The sequence below is a fragment of the Nostoc sp. MS1 genome (genome assembly GCF_019976755.1).
Taxonomy (GTDB): Bacteria; Cyanobacteriota; Cyanobacteriia; order Cyanobacteriales; family Nostocaceae; genus Trichormus.
In genome coordinates, this window is sequence record NZ_AP023441.1 from 2949071 (window position 1) to 2969317 (window position 20247).

The following is a 20247-nucleotide window of genomic DNA, read 5'->3' on the forward strand; positions in this document are numbered from 1 at the left end:
ACAAATCGATATAAAAATCGCAAACTTTGTTAACAAACATTAATAAATAATAAAAGTAAATACTCACTATTTGTAAAGAAAATTTAATAATTACCCATTAATTACGGGCAATTACACCCCAAAAGCTTTAATCTAACCCTGAGATATTTTTTCTATATCTGAACGTTAGGGAAGCACAGTTGTGCGCTCCTACTCCCTACCCTCCATTTACCTCCCTGTAAGGATGTAAAAGCTGATTTTTTGGGGTAAATTTTTCAGATTGCTAGAAATTATCGGAATTTAGAGTAACTGCTAGAATTATCTAGTGTGGAACTTGTTTGTTAGGAGTGAATGTGAATAATTTTTCTCTTGATAAAAATATTTTTTGGTTGCCAAGTTTAGCTGCTTTAGCAGTTGTCAGTACTGGCTTATCTGCTCATGCTCAAACAGCTACTCCTGTTGATGCTCAACAGTTGAATGAATCTTCTGCAACTGTAGTTTCTTTTGATGAAGCGAATACTGAAGCAGGTACACAAATTCAAGAATTTGCTATCGATAATCAAGTATCAGATAAAACTATATCACAACAGTTTCCTAGTATTAATACAGAAAATGTAACTGGTCGCACAATCACACCCGTACCTGGAACTGTAGCAACTACATCCTCTACCTTAACGCCTGAGAATGTAGAACCAACATCTCAACCATCTACTGCTCAAGCGCCTACATCTACAATTGCCCAATCAGATATTGACCCAGGTAGACCTACTCGCGGTGGCAGAAGCTACATTGGTATTGGTGCAAATATCGGTATTAGTGGAGATAGTTCATCTTTGGGTGATGGTAACTTCGCCGTTGTCAGCAAGATTGGTTTGACCAACGCTTTTTCTTTCAGACCATCAGCAGTCTTTGGGGATGATACCACGATTTTGCTCCCCCTTACTTACGATTTTAACCTACAGGCAGCTGATGCTTTTAGTGAACCACTAGCGATCGCTCCCTATGTAGGGATAGGTGCAGCCATTTCAACTGGTAATAACTCAGAAGTAGGCTTTTTAGCTTCTGGTGGAGTCGATTTCCCCCTATCTACTCAATTTACCGCCACAGCATCAGTGAATGCCGCCTTTTTCGATGACACCACTGTTGGTTTACTGCTCGGTATTGGCTACAATTTCACTGGTTTCTAGTTAGGTTAGGGACTGGGTTAAGAAGAGGGGTGATAAGGAAGATAAGGAAGATGATCAGTTTAAATGCTCCCCTATCTTCCCCTACTCCCCCTACTCCCCCATCTCTTACCTTACCAACTCCCTAATCCCTAACTCTTAGGCGTAACTTTATCTACAGTCTTAATCTTGCCATCGTCTCCTACTGTCCACACATCATAGACACCGATGACATCACCATTAGCATCAATATCAACGTTCCCACTGGCTCCCTGATAGTTGATTTTTTTGCCTTCCTTCAATAACTTCAGCCCTTCACAGACATCCGTAACTTCTTGTCCTGGCCCACTGGCTACTTCCCGAATTTTACTAGCAATACCCACACCAGTATTTTCTTTAGCGGCTTGGGCTGCTAAGACTAATAGTGCGGTTGCATCCCAGGCTTGGGGTGCAAATTCTCCAGGCGCACTACCTTTTTTCGCTTGCCAAAGTTTGGTTAAGGCTTCTAAACCTTTACCATCTGAGCCAGGAACTGTACCAATAATGCCAGAGGCAATAAATTTACCATCGCCAGTTTTACCAACTTGGGCGGGAAACTCATCAGATTTCATCCCATCTGTGAGCATTACCTGCACGCCTTGGGCCACACCTTGTTGATAGGCTGATTTGAGTAGCAAGCTACCTGTTTCTACGTAAAAAACGCCGAGAACTGCATCTGGCTTACCTGCAAAAGCTGAGGCTGCTTCAGTTTCAAAGGTAGTTGCTTTGGGGTCGTAACGGACAGGATTATTTTTATTAACTATAGTCCCACCTAGTTTTTCAAAAGCTTGGACAAACGCCTTTTCAAAACCAACTCCATAGTCATTATTAATCACAATTGTCGAAACCCGCTTAAAACCCCTCTTCTTTGCAAGTTCCGCTAAGGCTGGGCCTTGGTAGCTATCAGGGGGAACTGTCCGCGCCCAAAAACCTTGGAAGTCTCCCTTCTGGGCTTTTTCGGTAAATACGGGACTGGTACTACCAGGGGAAACCAACATAACTTTATTTTGAGCCGCAATGGATACAGCTGCTGTGGAAACGCTACTAGCGAAAGAGCCAACTACACCTGCAACTTTATCTATAGTTGCGAGTTTGGTCATACCAGCCGCGCCGGCTCTGGGGTCTGTTTGGTCGTCTACAGCAACTAGGCTCACAGGTTGACCATTAACACCACCACAAGCATTGACTGTTTCCACTACCAAGGGAACAGCAGCAGCCATTTGTTGACCGATAGATGCTAAATCACCTGTTGTTGGCAATAGAGAACCAATTTTTAGACCTGAACCGCTACTGGTTGTGGTTTGAGCGGCTGGGGTACTGGTTGCACCATTGTTAGCTGTACCGTTGGGTGGGGTGTTAGAGGTTTCACAGGCTGCTAACAAAAAACCAGCTGTGAAAGTGGCTAAACTTAAACTCAGGGCAGCACTAATTTTTTGCATATATTACTTTCACTCCTCAAAGATGCGGGAGCCTGAAAGTAAGATTCAAGCTAGATTTTTAGGTTAGCCTGATCTTAGCAGGACTCTAAAGGTTAAATGATAACATCCACCTTTAGATGTAGAAGTGTTTGCCCCAACATTAGTATTTTTTATTAACACATAACTGTGTATATGTGCTGGGATGCTTGAAAAACGGAGAGGGAGGGATTCGAACCCTCGGTACGGAGTTGCCTGCCGTACAACAGATTAGCAATCTGCCGCTTTCGACCACTCAGCCACCTCTCCACGGTGACAAAAATAAATGTTAGCAGATATTTTTGTCAATGTCAATTAATGTTTGGTCAGTAGTCAGTAGTCAGTAGTCAGTGGTTTGAGGTTTTGACTATAGACTATTGACTAAAGAACTTGCGATCGCATCCACGCTAAGGGTAGGGTACGGAGCTTTTTCCACTGGGGGACGTAGGCGCGTTGACTGAAGACATCGTAATTGTTGCGTTCAATCACATCTAAAATTTGTCCGTATAACATAGATGCTGCCCACACTGGCCAACGGGCATCGGGGGCTAGGTAGGTAATGCCCTTTTCTGCTTTGATGTAGAATTGTCGCGCTCTGTCTATTTGAAAGCGCATGAGCGCACGCCAGCGTTCGTCTACAACACCTTTGTTGAAGTCTTGCTCGGTATAGTCGAATCTGGCTAGGTCTTCTAGGGGAATGTAGATTCGCCCTCGTCGGGCATCTTCGCCTACATCCCGCAGAATATTAGTTAGTTGATTGGCTATACCTAAAGCGATCGCTTCTTCTGTTGGCATATACAATGGTTGTTTTTGATACCACGGTGCTGTTCTGCTTGTGGTATCTACTTCCATTACCGATGTTGACATTAACCCTACAGTGCCAGCCACACGGTAGCAGTAAAGGTATAGTTCGTCAAATGTTTCGTAGCGACTTCGGTATAAATCCATACGTTGCCCAGCGATCATATCCCGGAAGGGCTGAATATCTAGGTTAAAGCGTTGGAGTGCATCTACCAAGGCGACATCGTAGTTTTCTTGGGGGTGTCCCGCAAAAATCGCTTCCAGATGCTGCTCCCATAGGTCTAGGGTTTCTGGTGTGGTAATGGCGGATGCGGGCCCGTCCACTAATTCATCTGTACGGCGACACCAGGCATATATTGCCCATATAGCTTGACGCTTTGCCGGACTCATCAGCAATGTACCCAAGTAGAATGTTTTGGCATACTTGGCTGTGAGATGCCGACAAAGTTGATAGGACTCGTCTACAGAGACCAGCGTTTTCATGCGCGGTGGGGAATCAGGCAGTTGCAGCATTCGTTGCAGGCGGTCGGGATAGCGTTTGCAGGTTTGAGGTATTTGCCTCTGGCAGCGATTCACAAATCGCCTGCGCTGTTAGCTTACCAGAAAGTACGGCCCCTTCCATACTGCCTAAGTAGCGTTGCATGGTGTAACTGCCACTCAGGAAGAAGTTAGCTATGGGAGTTTTTTGGGGTGGACGGTACTGTTGGCGACCAGGAGTCGCTTTGTAAACTGAACGTGGCGTTTTCACAACATGATATTTGAGCAATTTTGCCGGATTATCTTCGCTAAAGTGGTCGGGGAAGAGTTTTTCTAACTCGACCATAGTCGCGCAAACAATTTCTTCTTCAGATTTGCTAATCCAATCTTTGGCGGGTGCTAGAACTAATTCCAGCATTGAGCGGTCGGGATTAGCATATTCGCGGCAAGTGTTGCTCATATCAGCATAAACGCTAAGGAGGGGCGATCGCGAGAATAACAGGTGATCAATATCTGTTAATTTACGATCAAACCACAGATGGAGATTAATTACTGGCACGCCTTCTAGTCCTTCTAGCATCTGGAAAAATTCCATTTGCTTCCAGGTATCTGGCAACATAACTTTCAACGGGTCAACTGATAGGGCTGATACGTAAAAGTCTGCTGTAATCACTTCATCGCTTTCTCCATTTAATCCGCGTAGCAAGAATCCTTTTACTGTACCATCCGAGTTGAGCAAAATTTCCTTGAGAGGTGCATTCAACCGAACTTCACCACCCCGTTCGGTGATGTAATCGACGATGGGTTGGCACAGCCGTTCTGTAGGAGAACCATCCAAAAAGGCTATTTTGGAGCCATATCGCTCTTGCAGAAAGCGATTTAGTGCTGTTAATAAAATTGTGGAGGAAACTTCATCAGGGTTAATAAAGGTGAGTGCTTTGGAAGCAGCGATAAATACGTCACTAGCTACCCTCTCACCCACGCCTTGTCTTTTCAACCAATCTGAGAAGCTGTATTTGTCCATCTCCTCAACATACTTTTGACCCCGAACTATGGCTGGAAGCAAGCCAATGGCGAACCTAATCTTCTGCTCCCAGGTCAACATATCGTTGTTGCGGAGAATTGAGGCAATGATGTTAAACGGGGAGGGGATATCGGGAACATCAAAACGGGAGAGTGTTCCGGGTTTATCCGGTTGGTTAAAAATCAATGTATGCTCTTTCCACTGGAGTCGGTCTTGGATGCCTAACTCCTTGAGCAATTGCAGCATATTGGGATATGCACCAAAGAAGGCGTGTAACCCGGTTTCGTACCAGTCGCCGTCAGAGTCTTTCCACGCCGCCACAAGACCACCCAATACATCCCGACGCTCTAGGACAATGGGAGTGTGACCTGCATCCGTGAGATATTTCGCGCAGGAAAGTCCTGCTAGACCAGCGCCAGCGATCGCTACTCGCATTTAAACCTACTGTGCTTCAATATTTCTTAATGGTTTTGCCGTTCTCATTATACGTTGCAATCTGTAACATTTGGCAGAGATTGTGCGATCGCTTCAGGAAAAAATTGGGGAGCAAGTTCTTTATGAGTAAATCGGCTTTTCTCAATGAAGTGCTGAGGGCGTAGGATAGGGTCTAAGATTATTTATGCTGTGAGGCTATTAAGCCGCATGGTCATTCATCAGGTTGGTTAATTGCTGACAGTTAACACTCAACTGTCAACAGCCAATCTCAATTGCAGTCTTTCATCTTATAACTATAGGTTTTAACTATTATGGCAACATTGCAGAAGCTAGAACGCTTTGGACATCACTTAATTATGGGTATTTCCGGGACTACTTTAAGTGATGAGGATAAACGCGCTTTGAGTGAATTAAAACCCATAGGGGTAATATTTTTTGCAAAAAATTTCTTAGATGGTGTACATTATGAAGCTTGGCTGAAAACTTTTGGACAATTACACAGCCAAATACAAGAATATACAGAACGTGATTCCATGTTCTTTACTTTAGACCATGAGGGAGGTCGCGTTGTCCGCACACCTTTACCCATTACTAGATTTCCTCATGCGTTGTTGTTGCGATCGCACTCTCGTGAAGTAGCTAAAGCCACGGCAACTGAATTAAAATCATTAGGTATCAATTTATCTTGGGCCCCTGTAGCTGATATTTATTCCAACCCCCAAAATCCTGTTATTGGTTCTCGCGCTTTTGGTGATACCCCTGAGACTGCGGCTTCTGGTGTGCGTGAATATTATTTAGGACTAACAGAAGCGGGAATTATTGGGTGCGCCAAACACTTCCCCGGACATGGTGATACAAGTAAAGACTCTCATATTGAATTACCAATCCTTAATTTGGCTCCAGAAGATTTACAAAATCGAGAACTGATACCCTTTAAAACATTGATTGAGGAAAACATTCCTTTAATCATGACAGCCCATATATTATTTCCTAAAATCGACCCTGATTTACCAGCTACCCTCTCTCGTCCCATCCTCAAAACCATCCTCCGGGAAGAACTTGGTTTTCAGGGGGTAGTTGTGTCTGATGATTTAGATATGAAAGCTGTCTCAGATATGTTTACCCAAACGGGTACAGTAGCTAGAGCCTTTTATGCTGGTTGTGATTTATTTATTGTCTCGCGTAACATTCACTCATCATCGATTGAACGTACATATAAAATTGCCGAAGATTTGGTTGATTCACTCAATAATGGTACTCTAGCGGAGTCGGTGGTGGAAGCGGCAAAAGAGAGAGTTGAAAAGCTATTAGCTGGAACTCCCCAATATGCTGTACAGGCTTTAGATAAAGATACTTTAGTACATCATGCCCAGTTGGCGATCGCTTGTTGTTTTGAGAAGCATACTAATTAAGCTTCCTGCTCCAAAATATTCTTAGCCTTCAAAAGTTCCTGGTGATGTTCTTCGCTAACTGTAGGATATTGGAGATTTAACTGTTGTAATTTAGAGCAGATAATATCCGACACTACCAAACGTGTATACCATTTGCGATTCGCAGGGATGATATACCAAGGAGCATATTCAGTACTTGTATGCTGAAAAACCTCCTCATAAGCTTTCATATAATCATCCCAAAAAGCTCGCTCACGCACATCATTTACAGAGAACTTCCAGTTTTTATCAGGATATTTTATCCGTTCTAAAAAACGTTTCTTTTGTTCATCTTTAGAAACATTTAGAAAGAACTTAAGAACAACAACCCCATTATTCACCAAATATTTTTCAAAATTATTAATTTCTTCAAAGCGTTGCTGCCAAATCTGATCGCCCTTATATTTATAAGGAAGATTTTGCTTTTGCAAAATTTCTGGATGTACACGAACTACTAGTGTTTCCTCATAATACGAACGATTAAATATGCCAATACGTCCTCGTTCTGGCAGAGCTTTTGTAGCACGCCAAAGATAATCATGGTCTAATTCTTCGTCACTAGGAGCTTTAAAACTAAACACCTGAAATCCTTGTGGATTTACTCCAGACATAACGTGTTTAATAGTACTATCTTTGCCAGCCGCATCCATTGCTTGAAAGATAACCAAAACAGCGTAAGTATTTTGAGCGTAGAGGGTATCTTGATACTTAGCTAATTGTTGGATATTTTCTTGTAGTTGTTGCGCTGCATCAGCTTTTTCGTGATAGCCATCCTGATAAGCAGGGTCATAATTTTTTCGCAGAGAAACTTTTGACCCTGGTGTAAAAATAAAAGCATCCTGATCCATGTAAATCAAGTTACCAATCAATAAATTATTTTATGTAATCGCAAACTCAGTAATTATGCTGAGATTTGTCTTATTTCTTAACCTTTTGCTCTAAATGTGGAAGACGCATTGCTTCTCGACCTAAGAGAAACATTCCCGCTACACCTAAGTTGACAAACCAAATATATTGATGCCAGTATTGCCGAATCTGGTCTACAGTACTTAATTCTGGATGCAGAGTATTTAAATAAAGTAGTAGCACCAGCACTACCAACGCACTAAACCCGACAAAACTTAACCCGATAAAAATTCTCGCAGGTCGCAATTCTAAATCGCTAATTTCTTCTAAATCAATTTCTGCCAGTTCTTTTAAAGACTCATCGGCAACTGTAGAGGCTGCTTGCAAGTTATTGCTTAATTTTGATGGTAGAAGCGGGGTTAGTGTAGCAACAGTTGGACGACGTAGTAAAGCCTCTGTGTTTCGTAAAATCTCTAATGGTTTACGAGCGGTAAGCGATCGCCTAAATTCTACAAATTCTACATTATTTGTAGCAGTCTGAGCGGAGGTTTTGCTTTCAAAATCCATAGCACGCCAGATTAATAACGGGATTATGAATAGCCTAGCTAATTAACCCAGAGTAAGGCAAATGTTTAATAGTTATTTGTAACAAGCAATATTATGTAGATGAGACACAACGGAAGCCAATATGACAGGTGGAAGTGTCAACTGTCTCTGCATGGCGAGCGGCTGGCCGATAGCGAAAGCAGTAATTTGCAGCACAAAGAAATGAACCGCCTTTCAAAACTTTTCTGGGAATGCGAATTTCTGGGAAGTCTGGATCAAAACTTTCTTCCAAACTCCCACCTCTGGGATTTACGGGTATACAGCAAGATTTTGGTTTAGATGCAAGAGGCTGCGTTCTGTACCAGTCCATTGTCCATTCCCAAACGTTACCAGCCATATCATACAAGCCATAGTTATTGGCAGGGTAAGAGCCAACAGGTTCAGGTTGAGGCGGATGAGATTTTAAGTTTTGCCAGGGAAACTCACCTTGCCAAATGTTAGCTAGTAACCTGTTTTTAGGAAACTCATTACCCCAAACATACACCGCACCTTCTAAACCACCACGGGCTGCACACTCCCATTGTGCTTCAGTTGGTAATGCTTTACCTGCCCATTTGGCGTATGCTTCTGCATCCTCATAAGCAATGTGTACAACTGGGTAGTTTTCCCGCCCTTTAATGGAACTACCCGGCCCTTCTGGATGTCTCCAGTTAGCGCCAGGAACATAATTCCACCAACTACAAGAGCTTAAATCAACTGGATGGGGTGGCTGCTGAAAAACCAAAGAACCAGGAACTAACAATTCTGGTAAAGCTCCCGGATAATCTTGTGGGTTTGGTTGGCGCTCGGCAAAAGTTATATATTTGGTATCCTTGACAAATCGCTGAAACTGTTTATTAGTAACAGCGTATTTGTCCATCCAGAATCCAGTGACGGTGACACGTTGTGCAGGTGCTTCTTCAGGATAATGATGATCCGAACCCATTGTAAATGTACCAACCGGAATCCACACCATATTTTTGTCTGGTGGTTTTCCTGGATGGTTTATAGTCGTAGCGATCGCGGCTTTACTCTGTCCGTGCTGTTTCATTAACTATATTACTAACCTAATTAAGACCCATAAGGCAGCACTTGCAACTCCCAATGTTCAAATTGGTTGCGTAACCGCGTAAATACCTGAGCGTTACTAGTCTTGAGGTCTGTTTTTTCTCCTGGGTCAGTGGCTAAATTAAACAAAGCTTCTTGATTTCCCTGTCTCAAATACTTCCAATCACCACTTCGTACAGCTTTTTGCCTTGTCTGTGCGACTGCTCCATAACGCCAAAACAGAGTGCGGGAAAACTCACTTCGTTCGCCACGCAGTAGGGGAATTAAATTTTGACCATCCGGTGGATAGTTGGAAGCAAAACTTGTACCTGTAGCAGCAAGAATAGTTGCAGTTAAATCAAAGGTGACAATCACCTGATTACTAACTTGATTAGCTTGAGTCACCCCAGGATAGCGAATGATAGTAGGTACTCGAATACCACCTTCGTATAGACTACCTTTCCTACCCCGGAAAGGGCCAAAGTTAGAGTATCTTTCTCCACCATTATCACTGGTAAAAATCACCAAGGTATTATCAGCCTGTCCAGTTGCCTCCAAAGCCTGTAATACCTTGCCTACTCCCTCATCTAGCCTTTTTACCATAGCAGCATAGATGGCTTGGGAACCGCCTGCCGTATAGCCATTATTGTTATAAAAACTACTGCTCAATTCCTCATCATCTGGCCCTTCCCAAGGCCAATGAGGCGCATTGTAATGCAGACTGAGATAAAACGGGCGAGAGCGTTGACGTTGGATAAATTCTACCGCTCTGTCTGTATACAAATCTGTGGCATATCCAGGACGGTCTGCCAGTGCTTCACCTTCATAGAAATCTAGTACACGGCTTCCGTCTTTGTGATTGAAATAATCAATCCCACCGCTTAAGTTGCCCAAATACTCGTCAAAGCCACTCTTGAGAGGCCCAAAGTTAGGCGGATAACCGCAGTGCCATTTACCCACTAAGGCAGTTTCATAACCATTTGCTCTCAATAGCGAAGCAATAGTTGGATGACTTGGTGGTAATCCGACATTAGGATCAGCTTGCGAAATATTCGCTAAAGGTTCTCTTAAACCTACAGGTAATCGCGCCTGATAGCGTCCTGTGTAGAAAGCAATTCGTGTTGGAGTACAAACAGTTTGATTGGCGTAGGCATTAGTAAAACGTACTCCCTCCCTTGCTAGTCGGTCTAAATTTGGGGTTTCAAAATCAGTCCGCCCATATATGCTCAGATCACCCCAGCCCATATCATCAGCTAAAATGAACACCACATTTAGACGACGAGATTGAGCTACCGCTTTTGAGAATAAATTTGCACCTCCTGCCACCGTAAGAGTACTGGCAGCCGCCATACCTAAAAACTTACGGCGATTGATACTGCCATTTATCTGTTGCGTCATTGATTCATCTCCTTTTATGTCTCTAAATACACAAATCGCATAATGTTTAATAAGTTCTGTGCCTAGTTACTTACTCTGTGAACTCTGACAATAGTTAACTAGAAAGCTAAAATTAGGCTGATATTTATCTACTGTAATTTGATTGATATACCGGATTTAATATTACAGGTTGGAGTATCACACGGAAATTAGAACAAAGTCAAGCACTTGGATTACCCGAAGCTACTCTTAACTTTTTGTTAATAAATATTGCTGACAAAATAAATTTTTGATTTTACTATTTATCGGTAGACAAACCGTATTATAAATGATATTTTTACCAAGGATGGAATAATACTTAAACAATTTACCTAGTAAAGTATTTAGTTTATGAAAGTGCTAACTCGAACCAAAAAATTATCCGCAATAGCTACTAGCTCAATAACGTTGGCTGTGGTTGCAAGTTTTTCGTTCGCTTTACCCGCTCAAGTTAAAGCTGCAAAAGTTCAAGGTTTAGCATTTTCTGTTTCCAGTGGGCCTGATCCTAATGGGTATGGCATTTACTTTAGCTCTAGCACCAATAATCCCTTTGGTAATCCGCCTGGTAAAAATGAAGTTGGTAATTATTACAATGAAGATATTCGTGGTCTTTCTGAATACAATCTCACAGGCTTAACCTCTACAAAATCAGCATTGCTCAGTTTTAATGTTTTTAAAGCAGGTGGACTTTTCGTTGATCAAAATGACTTTCCTTTTACGGGAAATATCACGGTTTTAAGTTACGTTGGTAACAACTCAGAAAATTTGTATGACTATCAAGCTCCATCGATTGGAACTGTGGGAACTTTTAATACAGCAAATCTAGCTTTAGGAAATACCGTAAGTTTTGATATCACTCCAATTTTTAATAGTGCTATTAATAGCGGATTATCGTCTTTAGGTATTCGTTTGCAAGTTAGTGATGGGACAAATCCAGATGGTGGCGCTTGGACTTTCGATAATTTCCGTTTAACCACAGCTAGTGTTCCTGAACCTACATTTACATCAGCGTTGTTAATGGTTGCTTTTGGTAGCGGTGTGCTTCTGAAAACTAAATTAAAACAAAGCTAAATATTATAGTTAATCTTAAAGGTTGTTGAAAATTTTGGGTCTGTTGTATGAAAGCTAAAGTAGATACATTAGCCCAAACAACATCTAAGTTTTTATTAGTAAATTTTTGAATATTATTGTCAGTTAAAATTAATATTTATTAATGCTAATTTTTTCAATTTAGTAAGTAGAAGGACTAAATTAAACTTAACTTGATAGCGCCGGGTTTCGACTGCGCGGGAGTTGAATCTCGACCACGCTCGATTACCGCGTAGTCGAAACTCAACCCTCTTCTAATCAGGTTAACGAGCATTGAGCGTAGTCGAAATGCGTCTTATAAATAATTGTGTCCACCTACTTATAGATTTTTCTAATCTGGTATTTACTGAGAACATCACTAAATAAACTTGGAAAAAACCTCTACTTTTAAAACAATTAACAATAGGAATCCGATTTGATTTCTGAAAAAATCTAAGTATTAGACTGGGGAAAATATTACAACACTTTACAATAAATATTGTGTTTAGGTCATAGTTTAGCATCTAATTTTCTGGAATATCTCTGACTTATTGGGTAGTCAATGTTGCAAATTTTAGCGATCGCCACTTATCCTCAAGGTTAGCGCTAGGATGGCTATGTAATTCTCAACGGTATAAATATGGCGCAGACTTTTTACGTAAATCCAGCTACAGGCAATGATACTAACTCCGGTAGCCAATCAGCACCATTCAAAACAATTACCCAAGCCTTAAAAATTTCCGCTTCTGATACTACCATCCAACTTGCAGAAGGTACTTACAATGCTGCAAGTGGTGAAGTTTTCCCCCTGACAATTCCATCTACATTCAAGGTAGTAGGAAATGAAGCTAACAAAGGTAAAAACATTTTAATTGAAGGCAGTGGTAACTATCTCAGCCGTACTTTCGCAGGGCAAAATGTCACCTTTGTACTCCAGAATAACTCCGAACTGCGCGGGGTAACTGTAACAAATCCCGCCAGCCGTGGTAGTGGTGTTTGGATAGAATCAACTACGCCAACTGTAGCTAATTCTACCTTCATCAATTGCAAACGCGAAGGTATATTTGCTACAGGTGATGCTAACCCTGTAATTACTGGTAATGTGTTTACAGAGAATGCCGCTAATGGAATTGCGATCGCTAAAAACTCTAAAGGGCAAGTTCAAGGTAACACCTGCTTTAAAACAGGCTTTGGTATTGCTGTTAGTGATACCGCATCACCCACACTTACAGATAATAGAGTCTACGAAAACCGTTCTGGAATCGTTGTATCTGGTTCTGCTCGTCCCATCTTACGTAATAATCTTATAGAAAATAATACGGATGATGGTTTAACAGTCATTAATACTGCGTTACCAGATATTGGCAACACGAACAACCCAGGCGGCAATATTTTCCGCAATAACGCCAAGTTTGATTTGCAAAATGCTAGTTCTAATAAGTTGGTGTCCACAGGTAATCAAATAGATGCAGTTAAAGTTACTGGAAATGTAGAGGTGATAGTAAGTCAGGTTCCAATACCGACACCAACGCCGACACCCACACCCACACCAACGCCGACACCCACACCCACACCAACGCCGACACCCACACCCACACCCACACCAACACCCACACCTACGCCGACACCCACACCCACACCAACGCCGACACCCACACCCACACCCACACCCACACCAACACCTACGCCGACACCCACACCTACACCCACACCCACACCTACACCCACACCCACACCCACGCCAACACCCACACCCACACCCACACCCACACCCACACCTGCACCTATAGAACTAAAAGATGTTGGTAATCATTGGGCAGCACCATTTATAAAAGAGTTAGTCAGACAGAATATAGTTAGCGGCTTTCCTGATGGCACTTTCAGACCAGATGCAACAATGACAAGGGCGCAATATGCAGCCTTACTAGTCAAAGCGTTCAACCCATCACCAAATCGGGCTGTCATTAGATTTAAAGATGTACCTGATAAGTTCTGGGCGTTTAAGGTAATTCAACAAGCATATCAAGGTCTATTTCTTTCTGGTTTTCCCGATAATACCTTTCGTCCTAATGACAATATTCAACGTGTACAAGTAATAGTCTCATTAGTCAACGGACTAGGACTAGGTTTATCGGCTGATGTTGCCAAAACTATCAAAAAATTTGACGACCAAACTAAAATTCCAGACTACGCCAAAGATGAAGTAGCCAAAGCCATAGAAAAAGGCATCATCGTTAATTATCCAAATCTCAAACAACTTAACCCTACCCGCGAAGCTACACGCGCAGAGGTAGTGGCGATAGTTTACCAAGCTTTAGTAGATGCTGACCGTGTAGCGGCGATTGATTCGCCTTATATCGTCAATGCTTAATTTCAGTTGACAGTTGACAGTTGACAGTTATCACGTTGTGTTGGCTGTTGACTGTTGACTATGGACTATTGACTATAGACTGATTCTCTCTTTAGGCAGATTAAGATGCTTTACAATAATTAATATATTTGTTACATTAGTTAACAAGCAATAAAACTGGGGAAAATTAAATGCGTACCAACAATGCCATCGTTGATGACCAAGGTTTAATGAACAACTTTGCAATTGAGCCTAAAGTATATTTAGATGAACAAGGCGATCGCACTGGGTTCACTCCATATGCAGAAGTACTCAACGGTCGCTTGGCGATGATTGGTTTTATCTCATTAATTGCTTTAGAAGTATTGACAGGAAAAGGAATTTTTGGTCTTTTAGCAAGCTTGCAATAATAAATTTTAATTTTTGTGAAAAAAATTGATTTAACAAAACTAGAGGTGGGAAAATCCCCGCCTCTAATTTTTTGTGTAGGTATGTAGTAAGGACTTTAGTCCTCATTACGCGCTTTAACATCGCTGAATACAGTTCGTTAGTGATGACTGATCTGAAAAATTCTCATATTTAGCCGATGTCATTTAAGAATGGTCAGAGGACAATAAGGACGAAATTCTACCAAATACTGAATTATGGTAATTGAATCGGCAATCAGTGAAGAAGCGATCGCCAGTAATCTTAAACAGTTCCTCTTAGTGCTTTCGGTGTCATTGGGAGTTGCAACCCTACCGCAAGTATTTAGTTGGTTTCGACAAATACCCTACACCTTACTCTTAGTCATTGTCGGCTTGGGTTTAGCAGTTGTTGATGTTCGTCTTGTTGTCCTCTCTCCTGGCTTAATTCTCTTCATTTTTTTACCGCCGCTATTATTTGAAGCCGCATGGAATTTAAAATGGTCTGACTTGAAGCGAGATTTTGTTCCTATCTGTCTGTATGCAATATTAGGGGTGGTTATCTCCATCGCCGGAGTCGCCATTGGTTTAAATCAAATAGCTGGACTTTCTTTGACAACAGCTTTGCTTATCGGTGCAAGTCTGTCTGCTACTGACCCGGTTTCTGTGACTGCGTTATTTCGTGAGTTAGGTGTAGGTAGCCGCCTTACCACCTTAATGGAAGGTGAAAGCTTATTTAACGATGGTATGGCAGTAGTTGCCTTTGGTTTTTTGGTAGCTTTGCCTTTAGGAAATGCTGAGTTAGGTTTTCAACCCATTTTGTTGCAGTTTTTTCAAGTTGTGGGTATCGGTTTAGCTGTAGGTGGTTTAATTGGCTTTGGTATTTCCTACATGACCCAACGCTTTGACTTACCAATGGTAGAACAGTCTTTAACCTTGGTTTCCGCTTACGGTACTTATTTAATCACCGAGGACTTGGGAGGTTCCGGTGTCATAGGAGTTGTTACCACAGGCTTAATTTTAGGAAACTTTGGTTCGCGCATAGGGATGAATCCCCGGACAAGGATTATTGTTTCCGAATTTTGGGAATTTTTGGCATTTTTTGTTAATTCAATTGTGTTTTTGTTGATTGGCGACCAAATCAGGTTTGCTAGCTTAGGAGAAAACTTGCAAATCATTGGTATTACAGTAGTAGCAATGATTTTAATGCGGGCGATCGCACTTTATCTTCTCAGTAAACTCAGCGCTACCATCACTCAATCAACAATATCCTTACCCGACCAAACAATTCTCTGGTGGGGTGGGTTACGTGGTTCAGTTTCCATTGCCTTAGCCTTGAGTGTACCGACGGTATTACCGGAGAGAGAAAAAGTTATTGCTACTGTATTTGGCGTAGTTTTATTTACCTTACTCGTCCAAGGTTTGACCATTAAACCCTTACTACAAAAACTCAACCTATTAGGCGATGCACCCTTACGTCAGCAGTATTTAGAATTAGTAGCCCGTAACGTTGCCCTAGAGAGGGTTTTGCAATATATCCAGACAGAAAAACGTCCAGGCATTGACCCAGAGTTTATTCGCTATCAAGAGAAACTCATCAAAGGCGAAATTGGAGAAATACAAACACAGATTGATAAATTACATGATGAATATCCCAATCTTCGCAACTTTACAACCGAACAATTCCGTGATGAGTTATTAGCAATTGAAGCAGATACCTATGCAGAATTTGTTCGTTCTGGTCGTTTAAATAATGAACTTGCGCCTTTACTAGAGAATATTTTGTAAATTAAGAATTAAGTAGGTAATTTAATACTACTTCAGACCGAGTGCAGACTTTCATTTAAACCTACTAGCGTATCAAAGCTAAACTTGTGCATTACCTAACAATGTCATTTTAAAAGCATTGGTGCGCTTACTAATTACTAAAATATTCTTGCTACCTGTAAGCCTCATTAATACTCCTGTTTACTCTTTTTATTTCTTGAGAAGGAACATTTCTCATGACTGAGTGGCTGCAATAGAAGAAGCTAACTGTAATTGGGAATGAAAGGAAGGACTGCATTGTGACTAAACAAGTAAAAGCTCAACAAGCACAGTTAGATTTATTACCAGATATCACTTCTATCCGCATTTTACTGGTTGAGGATGAGCCTGACATAGCCGACCTACTAATGGTTCTTTTAGAAGCTGAAGGTGCAGAGGTGATAACCTTTAACAACGCTGAAGCAGCACTTGCCCAGCTCGAATCACTCCAGCCCGATATTCTCTTATGTAATGTAAAATTACCCCATCATGATGGAAATTGGTTAGTTAAACAGCTTCGTTTGCATTCATGCCCTTTCATACAACATCTGCCTGCTATTGCTATCACTTCCTATACACGAGATTTTCCTATGTCTCTGGCTTTAAACGCTGGTTTTGATCGATGTCTTTCCAAAATTGAAAATTTAGATGATATCGTCGGTGAAATATTTAAGCTAATATCTGCCCCCAATTTACCAGAGTTATGAAACACATCTAAGCCTAGAAACAATTAAAATCGAGTGTGGGTTGCAATATTAATTGGAAATCTACTCCTTAGCGAGTTGTGCTTTAGCCTGTTGCCATAGCGCTTCTAACTCATCCAAACTGTAATCTGAAAGAGGGCGATCAACTACCGCTTCCATTTTTTGTAACCTTTGAACGAAGCGTTGATTTGTCCCTTGTAATCCTTCACTGGGGTCAAGATTATACCAACGGGCTAACTGAATCACCGCAAATAGTAAATCACCTAATTCCGCCTGTTGGCGTTCTGGCGTTTCCTGGGCTAAAGCTTGTTGAAACTCCTCGAACTCCTCATGGAATTTTGCCCACACACCATCAATATTTTCCCACTCAAAACCCACAGCCGCAGCTTTTTGGGATATCTTCATCGCGGCGGTAAGTGGCGGTAGAGTACGCCCATAACGACTGAGTTTGTCACTCAGCTTTTGATGTTGTGCCGATGCTTCGCCTTTTTCTGCCGCCTTAATCTGTTCCCAGTTTTGCCGCACCTCATCTACGCTATTTACCGACACATCACCAAATACATGAGGGTGGCGGCGGATTAATTTTTGTGAAATGCCTTTAGCGACTTCTTGCAAAGAAAATTGCCCATACTCACTAGCAATTTGGGCTTGTAACACTACTTGTAATAATAAATCACCCAACTCCTCAGCGATCGCCTCTTTATCCCCCGTCTTAATCGCATCTACAACCTCGTAAGCCTCCTCAATGACGTAAGGTGTCAGAGTTTGCGGAGTTTGTGCCAAATCCCAAGGACAACCCCCATCAGGCGATCGCAATTTAGCCACAACATCAATTAACTCTTGTAACGCTGCCAAAGTATCACCGTTATTTTGTGCCTTTTCCTCGGTCATTCACCCTTACTCCCTTACGACGACTCGTTACTTTACGCTTCTTAATTTTGCCACTAGGAAGTATGCCGCGAATCCCCTGTTTGCGGAAACGCTTGTAAGCCGAACCTCCCCAATCGCTCAGAGAATGACTCATCGCCCCCAATTCTAAACCTAAGAACAGGGCAAGAAATTCTGTAGCGTAACTAGAAAGTGATCGCCCTACAGTCTTTTCTACATCCTGCCATGTTACAGCTACATTCCCAAACCTATCGGCGATCGCCAAAATTACTACCATCAACACAGCCAGCAAGCTGCTAAGGTAGACAACCCTTAATGTTGTGCCAATAAGCGGCCCGTGGGATAAGAAAGAGCGATGGCGGAGGCTTTTTTGATAGGGTAGCCAAATCCAACGCAGAAACCCCCAACGTTGATATTGACGCGAGTAGATATCCAAATCCGGGCCGAACATCAACCCACCAAACATAAACCCACCAGCCACCAACAAAGTGACATTACCAGAGCGAGTTTGCCAGAAAGTCACACCCGCCACCATTGGTAATGCCCATAAAGTAATGCGATCGTGCGTCCGACCAGAGGGCATTTATTGGTTCTCAAAAATATTGCAAAATTTTTTCTCAAAAATACTAGCGCAATCCAAAATTATTTGCTATATTGTTTAATTGTGAGCGCAAACAGAAAAGCGCAAGCGGGTGGTTAGCTCAGTTGGTAGAGCGCCTGCCTTACAAGCAGGATGTCACTGGTTCGAGTCCAGTACTACCCATAGATATAGCAAGTGCTAACATAACTACTCGTTTGTACAGTGATTAATTATTGTCAGGGTGACTTTTTAATTGTCGCTGTAACCAATTAGTATCCTGAAAGCAGTGATGACTAATTATTGTTATTTTGTAAGATAAAAAGTTTGGCTCACACAAATCAAGTTTTTGATGTATTGGCTAATTGGATTAACTTTGAATCTAAGTATATCCTTACCTTTGTCCCGTTGTTTAAAATTCCTTACTGCTAGTTAAGACATGGCAGTTTAGATTTTTCTAAAAGGGTAGTACAGGACTTGCTTTCAACCCTCCAATTGCTGAAATATGGCAACTCGCTATGAAATTGGACTACAGTATCTGTTGCGTAGCTCTTTCAACCCACTCAATACATGGAGGGTTGTTGCTACTTCATCACAACTTCATCCAAATTTAAGTATGTGTTCTGCTGTCAACCCACCTGTACAGTGACAAAAAATTAGTCACTGTACAGAAGATTTTATTTATAAAATATTTACTAATGAGGAAATGTTCTTGTAGCGTTTTTTAGGAAGGTGTTGTTAGCTGGTTGTGCAAAGATTTGTTGTAATCCGTTTAAAAGGGAATTGAGCGTTAAATCAATCAACCATGACTTACAACTGACACAAGCAGTGCAGTAAAGGGTTAATGTAAAGATTAAAATAAGCTATTTTTTTTGCGGAAATCTCAAATTGTCTACTGTAGCTTTCATTGTCAACAATTTAATTTCACAAGAGGCTATCAATGATTCATAAAATTAACGGTTCAGACGCTCGCCATTCTGTAGTATCTCAAATCGAACTAGATTTATTAGCAACGTTACTAGAATCAGAGGATGCGGCTTATCCTTGGAATCCTGGTGATGCTGAATCAGAAGCATATTTTGACGAACTCGAACGGCAATTTGCAGCCCAAGAGGTTTTAGATGAAGAACTGACAACTAGAGCGCAGGTTTTTTACGACCAACTCGATAACCTATGGTCTGGCGTAAGCAATGCTTCACACTACAATCATACTACAGAGTCTACAGTTGTAGCTCATCTTCAAGAAAATTTACATACAGCTTTTGCAGCTGGTATTCCTCAAGCGTTGCTAAATGCGATCGCCACTAAAGCAGCAGAGATTGTTACATCTGGGCAATCTTTAGGCGAGCAATTAGTAGAATGTGTACAAAGTGTATTACCCACATGGGGAACAGAGGACTTATTAATCTTCACCCGTCCCTACGCTTATGCAATGCGGAGCCGGGAAGAACAAAACCTCACATCTATAGTTGATAACGTTAATAATCAGGATTGGTCTAATTTATCAGAAATCGAACAGGCAAAGATGAGTGTAGCGATCGCTTACTATGCTATCAAACAGCTTAATGATTCCCAATCAGAAGCCTAGACTCTGTATTTTGTTAGTTTATTCTTATTTTGATTTAACTCCGGTGAACAGTAAGATTGCTCACAGGTGGCTTTGTTGTAGGAACTTTTAAATCTATAGTGCTAGCTTTTACTCATAAAAAACCATTATATTGTCACCATAAGCTGATGAAAAAATTAGCACAATC

General features: G+C 41.6%; 17 protein-coding genes and 2 tRNA genes. 9 read left to right on the top strand and 10 right to left on the bottom strand.

Going from position 1 to position 20247, the window contains the following annotated elements; translation table 11 throughout:
- Positions 1-332: 332 nt before the first annotated feature.
- Positions 333-1166 carry a hypothetical protein gene (locus NSMS1_RS12780; RefSeq protein ID WP_411908678.1) on the top strand — a complete coding sequence of 278 codons (834 nt, stop codon included), beginning with the start codon at positions 333-335 and terminating at the stop codon, positions 1164-1166.
- A gap of 128 nt (positions 1167-1294) precedes the next feature.
- Here the strand turns inward: NSMS1_RS12780 and NSMS1_RS12785 are convergent, their stop codons facing one another.
- The 4 genes from NSMS1_RS12785 to pds all read right to left on the bottom strand — a co-directional run bounded on the left by NSMS1_RS12785 (position 1295) and on the right by pds (position 5372).
- A complete protein-coding gene (locus tag NSMS1_RS12785; protein WP_224093662.1) occupies positions 1295-2620 on the bottom strand; it encodes an ABC transporter substrate-binding protein in 1326 nt (441 codons plus the stop codon).
- A 193-nt stretch (positions 2621-2813) separates the two neighbouring features.
- A tRNA-Ser gene (locus NSMS1_RS12790) sits at positions 2814-2905 on the bottom strand.
- A 111-nt stretch (positions 2906-3016) separates the two neighbouring features.
- Positions 3017-3949, bottom strand: a complete 933-nt coding sequence (gene crtB / locus NSMS1_RS12795) for a 15-cis-phytoene synthase CrtB (protein WP_224095219.1) — start codon at positions 3947-3949, stop codon at positions 3017-3019.
- Positions 3933-5372: a 15-cis-phytoene desaturase gene (pds, locus tag NSMS1_RS12800; RefSeq protein WP_224093665.1), complete on the bottom strand. Its 1440-nt coding sequence runs from the start codon at positions 5370-5372 to the stop codon at positions 3933-3935. Before pds ends, crtB begins: the two co-directional genes overlap by 17 nt.
- A 311-nt stretch (positions 5373-5683) precedes the next feature.
- On the opposite strand from pds, the gene nagZ reads away from it, so the two are divergent.
- The gene (gene nagZ / locus NSMS1_RS12805) at positions 5684-6784 is read left to right on the top strand and encodes a beta-N-acetylhexosaminidase (protein ID WP_224093668.1); all 1101 of its coding nucleotides are present in this window, start codon (positions 5684-5686) and stop codon (positions 6782-6784) included.
- Here nagZ and NSMS1_RS12810 read toward each other — a convergent pair.
- From NSMS1_RS12810 to NSMS1_RS12825, 4 genes are all read right to left on the bottom strand, one after another.
- Positions 6781-7650 carry a polyphosphate kinase 2 family protein gene (locus NSMS1_RS12810; RefSeq protein WP_224093671.1) on the bottom strand — a complete coding sequence of 290 codons (870 nt, stop codon included), beginning with the start codon at positions 7648-7650 and terminating at the stop codon, positions 6781-6783. The genes nagZ and NSMS1_RS12810 overlap by 4 nt on opposite strands.
- A 70-nt stretch (positions 7651-7720) precedes the next feature.
- Entirely contained in the window at positions 7721-8215 is a 495-nt protein-coding gene (locus NSMS1_RS12815; protein WP_224093674.1) for a hypothetical protein, read from the bottom strand.
- A 91-nt stretch (positions 8216-8306) separates the two neighbouring features.
- Complete coding sequence (locus NSMS1_RS12820) at positions 8307-9284, bottom strand: formylglycine-generating enzyme family protein (RefSeq protein WP_224093678.1); 978 nt, start codon at positions 9282-9284, stop codon at positions 8307-8309.
- A 20-nt stretch (positions 9285-9304) separates the two neighbouring features.
- Positions 9305-10678, bottom strand: a complete 1374-nt coding sequence (locus NSMS1_RS12825) for a sulfatase (RefSeq protein ID WP_224093680.1) — start codon at positions 10676-10678, stop codon at positions 9305-9307.
- Positions 10679-11047: 369 nt separating this feature from the next.
- Here NSMS1_RS12825 and NSMS1_RS12830 point away from each other — a divergent pair, with 369 nt between their 5' ends.
- The 5 genes from NSMS1_RS12830 (at position 11048) to NSMS1_RS12850 (ending at position 17031) form a co-directional block, all read left to right on the top strand.
- Positions 11048-11767: a hypothetical protein gene (locus NSMS1_RS12830; protein WP_224093683.1), complete on the top strand. Its 720-nt coding sequence runs from the start codon at positions 11048-11050 to the stop codon at positions 11765-11767.
- Positions 11768-12404: 637 nt separating this feature from the next.
- A complete protein-coding gene (locus NSMS1_RS12835) occupies positions 12405-14135 on the top strand; it encodes a DUF1565 domain-containing protein (RefSeq protein WP_224093686.1) in 1731 nt (576 codons plus the stop codon).
- Positions 14136-14305: 170 nt separating this feature from the next.
- Positions 14306-14524 (top strand): chlorophyll a/b-binding protein, encoded by a 219-nt coding sequence (locus NSMS1_RS12840; RefSeq protein WP_224093689.1) that lies wholly within the window; start codon positions 14306-14308, stop codon positions 14522-14524.
- Positions 14525-14758: 234 nt separating this feature from the next.
- On the top strand, positions 14759-16306 hold the full coding sequence (locus NSMS1_RS12845) for a cation:proton antiporter (RefSeq protein ID WP_224093700.1): 1548 nt from the start codon (positions 14759-14761) through the stop codon (positions 16304-16306).
- A 278-nt stretch (positions 16307-16584) separates the two neighbouring features.
- A complete protein-coding gene (locus NSMS1_RS12850; RefSeq protein ID WP_224093702.1) occupies positions 16585-17031 on the top strand; it encodes a response regulator in 447 nt (148 codons plus the stop codon).
- A gap of 60 nt (positions 17032-17091) precedes the next feature.
- Here NSMS1_RS12850 and mazG read toward each other — a convergent pair whose 3' ends face one another.
- Both mazG and NSMS1_RS12860 read right to left on the bottom strand, forming a co-directional pair.
- Complete coding sequence (gene mazG, locus NSMS1_RS12855; RefSeq protein ID WP_224093704.1) at positions 17092-17919, bottom strand: nucleoside triphosphate pyrophosphohydrolase; 828 nt, start codon at positions 17917-17919, stop codon at positions 17092-17094.
- The gene (locus NSMS1_RS12860; RefSeq protein ID WP_224093712.1) at positions 17894-18499 is read right to left on the bottom strand and encodes a metal-binding protein; all 606 of its coding nucleotides are present in this window, start codon (positions 18497-18499) and stop codon (positions 17894-17896) included. The genes mazG and NSMS1_RS12860 overlap by 26 nt, the downstream gene beginning before the upstream one ends.
- Before the next feature lie 107 nt (positions 18500-18606).
- Here NSMS1_RS12860 and NSMS1_RS12865 point away from each other — a divergent pair.
- Together NSMS1_RS12865 and NSMS1_RS12870 are read left to right on the top strand one after the other, a co-directional pair.
- A tRNA-Val gene (locus tag NSMS1_RS12865) sits at positions 18607-18679 on the top strand.
- A 754-nt stretch (positions 18680-19433) separates the two neighbouring features.
- Entirely contained in the window at positions 19434-20081 is a 648-nt protein-coding gene (locus tag NSMS1_RS12870; protein ID WP_224093713.1) for a hypothetical protein, read from the top strand.
- The last annotated feature ends 166 nt before the right edge of the window (positions 20082-20247 follow it).